Below are 5,349 nucleotides of genomic sequence, written 5' to 3'. Positions count from 1 at the left end.
CAAGCAGTATTGAACTGAAGAGTTTGATCATGGCTCAGATTGAACGCTGGCGGCAGGCCTAACACATGCAAGTCGAGCGGATGACGGGAGCTTGCTCCTTGATTCAGCGGCGGACGGGTGAGTAATGCCTAGGAATCTGCCTGGTAGTGGGGGACAACGTTCCGAAAGGAGCGCTAATACCGCATACGTCCTACGGGAGAAAGTGGGGGATCTTCGGACCTCACGCTATCAGATGAGCCTAGGTCGGATTAGCTAGTTGGTGAGGTAAAGGCTCACCAAGGCGACGATCCGTAACTGGTCTGAGAGGATGATCAGTCACACTGGAACTGAGACACGGTCCAGACTCCTACGGGAGGCAGCAGTGGGGAATATTGGACAATGGGCGAAAGCCTGATCCAGCCATGCCGCGTGTGTGAAGAAGGTCTTCGGATTGTAAAGCACTTTAAGTTGGGAGGAAGGGCAGTAAGTTAATACCTTGCTGTTTTGACGTTACCGACAGAATAAGCACCGGCTAACTCTGTGCCAGCAGCCGCGGTAATACAGAGGGTGCAAGCGTTAATCGGAATTACTGGGCGTAAAGCGCGCGTAGGTGGTTCGTTAAGTTGGATGTGAAAGCCCCGGGCTCAACCTGGGAACTGCATCCAAAACTGGCGAGCTAGAGTATGGTAGAGGGTGGTGGAATTTCCTGTGTAGCGGTGAAATGCGTAGATATAGGAAGGAACACCAGTGGCGAAGGCGACCACCTGGACTGATACTGACACTGAGGTGCGAAAGCGTGGGGAGCAAACAGGATTAGATACCCTGGTAGTCCACGCCGTAAACGATGTCAACTAGCCGTTGGAATCCTTGAGATTTTAGTGGCGCAGCTAACGCATTAAGTTGACCGCCTGGGGAGTACGGCCGCAAGGTTAAAACTCAAATGAATTGACGGGGGCCCGCACAAGCGGTGGAGCATGTGGTTTAATTCGAAGCAACGCGAAGAACCTTACCAGGCCTTGACATGCAGAGAACTTTCCAGAGATGGATTGGTGCCTTCGGGAACTCTGACACAGGTGCTGCATGGCTGTCGTCAGCTCGTGTCGTGAGATGTTGGGTTAAGTCCCGTAACGAGCGCAACCCTTGTCCTTAGTTACCAGCACGTCATGGTGGGCACTCTAAGGAGACTGCCGGTGACAAACCGGAGGAAGGTGGGGATGACGTCAAGTCATCATGGCCCTTACGGCCTGGGCTACACACGTGCTACAATGGTCGGTACAGAGGGTTGCCAAGCCGCGAGGTGGAGCTAATCTCACAAAACCGATCGTAGTCCGGATCGCAGTCTGCAACTCGACTGCGTGAAGTCGGAATCGCTAGTAATCGCGAATCAGAATGTCGCGGTGAATACGTTCCCGGGCCTTGTACACACCGCCCGTCACACCATGGGAGTGGGTTGCACCAGAAGTAGCTAGTCTAACCTTCGGGAGGACGGTTACCACGGTGTGATTCATGACTGGGGTGAAGTCGTAACAAGGTAGCCGTAGGGGAACCTGCGGCTGGATCACCTCCTTAATCGAAGACATCAGCCTGCTGATGAGCTCCCACACGAATTGCTTGATTCCTTGAAGAAGACGATGCTGTAACGCGACCCTGTTATAGGTCTGTAGCTCAGTTGGTTAGAGCGCACCCCTGATAAGGGTGAGGTCGGCAGTTCAAATCTGCCCAGACCTACCATTAGCTTGGTGCAGATGACTACGGGGCCATAGCTCAGCTGGGAGAGCGCCTGCCTTGCACGCAGGAGGTCAGCGGTTCGATCCCGCTTGGCTCCACCACTTGCCGTTACCTGCAGAACTTAGAAATGAACATTCCGGTGTGAATGTTGATTTCTGACTTTTGTCAGATCGTTCTTTAAAAATTCGGATATGTGATAGATAGACTGATGACCACTTTCACTGGTGGGCCATCAGGCTAAGGTAAAATTTGTGAGTTCTGCTCTTTATTGAGCAACATGCGAATTTTCGGCGAATGTCGTCTTCACAGTATAACCAGATTGCTTGGGGTTATATGGTCAAGTGAAGAAGCGCATACGGTGGATGCCTTGGCAGTCAGAGGCGATGAAAGACGTGGTAGCCTGCGATAAGCTTTGGGGAGTCGGCAAACAGACTGTGATCCAGAGATCTCTGAATGGGGGAACCCACCTAGGATAACCTAGGTATCTTGTACTGAATCCATAGGTGCAAGAGGCGAACCAGGGGAACTGAAACATCTAAGTACCCTGAGGAAAAGAAATCAACCGAGATTCCCTTAGTAGTGGCGAGCGAACGGGGACCAGCCCTTAAGTTGATTTGAGATTAGTGGAACGCTCTGGAAAGTGCGGCCATAGTGGGTGATAGCCCCGTACACGAAAGTCTCTTATCAATGAAATCGAGTAGGACGGAGCACGAGAAACTTTGTCTGAACATGGGGGGACCATCCTCCAAGGCTAAATACTACTGACTGACCGATAGTGAACCAGTACCGTGAGGGAAAGGCGAAAAGAACCCCGGAGAGGGGAGTGAAATAGAACCTGAAACCGTATGCGTACAAGCAGTGGGAGCCTACTTTGTTAGGTGACTGCGTACCTTTTGTATAATGGGTCAGCGACTTATATTCAGTGGCGAGCTTAACCGAATAGGGGAGGCGTAGCGAAAGCGAGTCTTAATAGGGCGTTTAGTCGCTGGGTATAGACCCGAAACCGGGCGATCTATCCATGGGCAGGTTGAAGGTTAGGTAACACTGACTGGAGGACCGAACCGACTACCGTTGAAAAGTTAGCGGATGACCTGTGGATCGGAGTGAAAGGCTAATCAAGCTCGGAGATAGCTGGTTCTCCTCGAAAGCTATTTAGGTAGCGCCTCATGTATCACTCCAGGGGGTAGAGCACTGTTTCGGCTAGGGGGTCATCCCGACTTACCAAACCGATGCAAACTCCGAATACCTGGAAGTGCCGAGCATGGGAGACACACGGCGGGTGCTAACGTCCGTCGTGAAAAGGGAAACAACCCAGACCGTCAGCTAAGGTCCCAAAGTCATGGTTAAGTGGGAAACGATGTGGGAAGGCTTAGACAGCTAGGAGGTTGGCTTAGAAGCAGCCATCCTTTAAAGAAAGCGTAATAGCTCACTAGTCGAGTCGGCCTGCGCGGAAGATGTAACGGGGCTCAAACCATGCACCGAAGCTACGGGTATCACTTAGGTGATGCGGTAGAGGAGCGTTCTGTAAGCCTGTGAAGGTGAGTTGAGAAGCTTGCTGGAGGTATCAGAAGTGCGAATGCTGACATGAGTAACGACAATGCGAGTGAAAAACTCGCACGCCGAAAGACCAAGGTTTCCTGCGCAACGTTAATCGACGCAGGGTTAGTCGGTCCCTAAGGCGAGGCTGAAAAGCGTAGTCGATGGAAAACAGGTTAATATTCCTGTACTTCCAGTTATTGCGATGGAGGGACGGAGAAGGCTAGGCCAGCTTGGCGTTGGTTGTCCAAGTTTAAGGTGGTAGGCTGAAATCTTAGGCAAATCCGGGATTTCAAGGCCGAGAGCTGATGACGAGTTGCCTTTAGGCGACGAAGTGGTTGATGCCATGCTTCCAAGAAAAGCTCCTAAGCTTCAGATAACTGGGAACCGTACCCCAAACCGACACAGGTGGTCGGGTAGAGAATACCAAGGCGCTTGAGAGAACTCGGGTGAAGGAACTAGGCAAAATGGCACCGTAACTTCGGGAGAAGGTGCGCCGGCGAGGGTGAAGGACTTGCTCCGTAAGCCCATGCCGGTCGAAGATACCAGGCCGCTGCGACTGTTTATTAAAAACACAGCACTCTGCAAACACGAAAGTGGACGTATAGGGTGTGACGCCTGCCCGGTGCCGGAAGGTTAATTGATGGGGTTAGCGCAAGCGAAGCTCTTGATCGAAGCCCCGGTAAACGGCGGCCGTAACTATAACGGTCCTAAGGTAGCGAAATTCCTTGTCGGGTAAGTTCCGACCTGCACGAATGGCGTAACGATGGCGGCGCTGTCTCCACCCGAGACTCAGTGAAATTGAAATCGCTGTGAAGATGCAGTGTATCCGCGGCTAGACGGAAAGACCCCGTGAACCTTTACTATAGCTTTGCACTGGACTTTGAGCTTGCTTGTGTAGGATAGGTGGGAGGCTTTGAAGTGGGGACGCCAGTTCTCATGGAGCCATCCTTGAAATACCACCCTGGCAACCTTGAGGTTCTAACTCAGGTCCGTGATCCGGATCGAGGACAGTGTATGGTGGGTAGTTTGACTGGGGCGGTCTCCTCCCAAAGAGTAACGGAGGAGTACGAAGGTGCGCTCAGACCGGTCGGAAATCGGTCGCAGAGTATAAAGGCAAAAGCGCGCTTGACTGCGAGACCCACACGTCGAGCAGGTACGAAAGTAGGTCTTAGTGATCCGGTGGTTCTGTATGGAAGGGCCATCGCTCAACGGATAAAAGGTACTCCGGGGATAACAGGCTGATACCGCCCAAGAGTTCATATCGACGGCGGTGTTTGGCACCTCGATGTCGGCTCATCACATCCTGGGGCTGAAGCCGGTCCCAAGGGTATGGCTGTTCGCCATTTAAAGTGGTACGCGAGCTGGGTTTAGAACGTCGTGAGACAGTTCGGTCCCTATCTGCCGTGGACGTTTGAGATTTGAGAGGGGCTGCTCCTAGTACGAGAGGACCGGAGTGGACGAACCTCTGGTGTTCCGGTTGTCACGCCAGTGGCATTGCCGGGTAGCTATGTTCGGAAGAGATAACCGCTGAAAGCATCTAAGCGGGAAACTTGCCTCAAGATGAGATCTCACTGGGATCTTGAATCCCCTAAAGGGCCGTCGAAGACTACGACGTTGATAGGTCGGGTGTGTAAGCGCTGTGAGGCGTTGAGCTAACCGATACTAATTGCCCGTGAGGCTTGACCATATAACACCCAAGCAATTTGCTTCTGCAGATTGCGGTGGTGAAGACGAAAGAACCGAAAGTTCGCAACCACAACGATCACATATCCGAATTGGCTGGAGTGTCATAAGACAGTCTGGCAACAGAATTTCTTGACGACCATAGAGCATTGGAACCACCTGATCCCATCCCGAACTCAGTAGTGAAACGATGCATCGCCGATGGTAGTGTGGGGCTTCCCCATGTGAGAGTAGGTCATCGTCAAGATTCATTTCGCAAAACCCCTATCTGCGTGAGCAGGTAGGGGTTTTGTCTTTTCTGCAGCCTATATTGGCAGCCCAATCAGTACTTTCCAGAAAGGCGCTTCCTACAGCGATATGGGGCCTGCAACACCTCGGGCGATGCGCAGCCCCTGTGATATGGTTCCCTACCAGAACCTC

At 52.3% G+C, this 5,349-nt stretch carries 2 tRNA genes and 3 rRNA genes; all 5 read left to right on the top strand.

Annotated features, from left to right (window positions below):
• Positions 1-11: 11 nt before the first annotated feature.
• The 5 genes from DQ397_RS11020 to rrf all read left to right on the top strand — a co-directional run bounded on the left by DQ397_RS11020 (position 12) and on the right by rrf (position 5,176).
• A 16S ribosomal RNA gene (locus DQ397_RS11020) occupies positions 12-1,548 on the top strand.
• 85 nt (positions 1,549-1,633) lie between these two features.
• Positions 1,634-1,710, top strand: a tRNA-Ile gene (locus DQ397_RS11015).
• A 22-nt stretch (positions 1,711-1,732) separates the two neighbouring features.
• Positions 1,733-1,808 (top strand) — tRNA-Ala (locus DQ397_RS11010).
• Between the two features lie 234 nt (positions 1,809-2,042).
• A 23S ribosomal RNA gene (locus tag DQ397_RS11005) occupies positions 2,043-4,933 on the top strand.
• A 127-nt stretch (positions 4,934-5,060) separates the two neighbouring features.
• Positions 5,061-5,176, top strand: a 5S ribosomal RNA gene (gene rrf, locus DQ397_RS11000).
• Together the 16S, 23S and 5S rRNA genes with 2 tRNA genes alongside form the textbook arrangement of a ribosomal RNA operon.
• Positions 5,177-5,349 lie beyond the last annotated feature (173 nt).

It is taken from the genome of Pseudomonas sp. CK-NBRI-02, from assembly GCF_008124495.1.
Classification (GTDB): Bacteria; Pseudomonadota; Gammaproteobacteria; order Pseudomonadales; family Pseudomonadaceae; genus Aquipseudomonas; species Aquipseudomonas guariconensis.
Note: the sequence above shows the minus strand (reverse complement) of the source record. Positions and strands in the feature narration are given on the sequence as shown.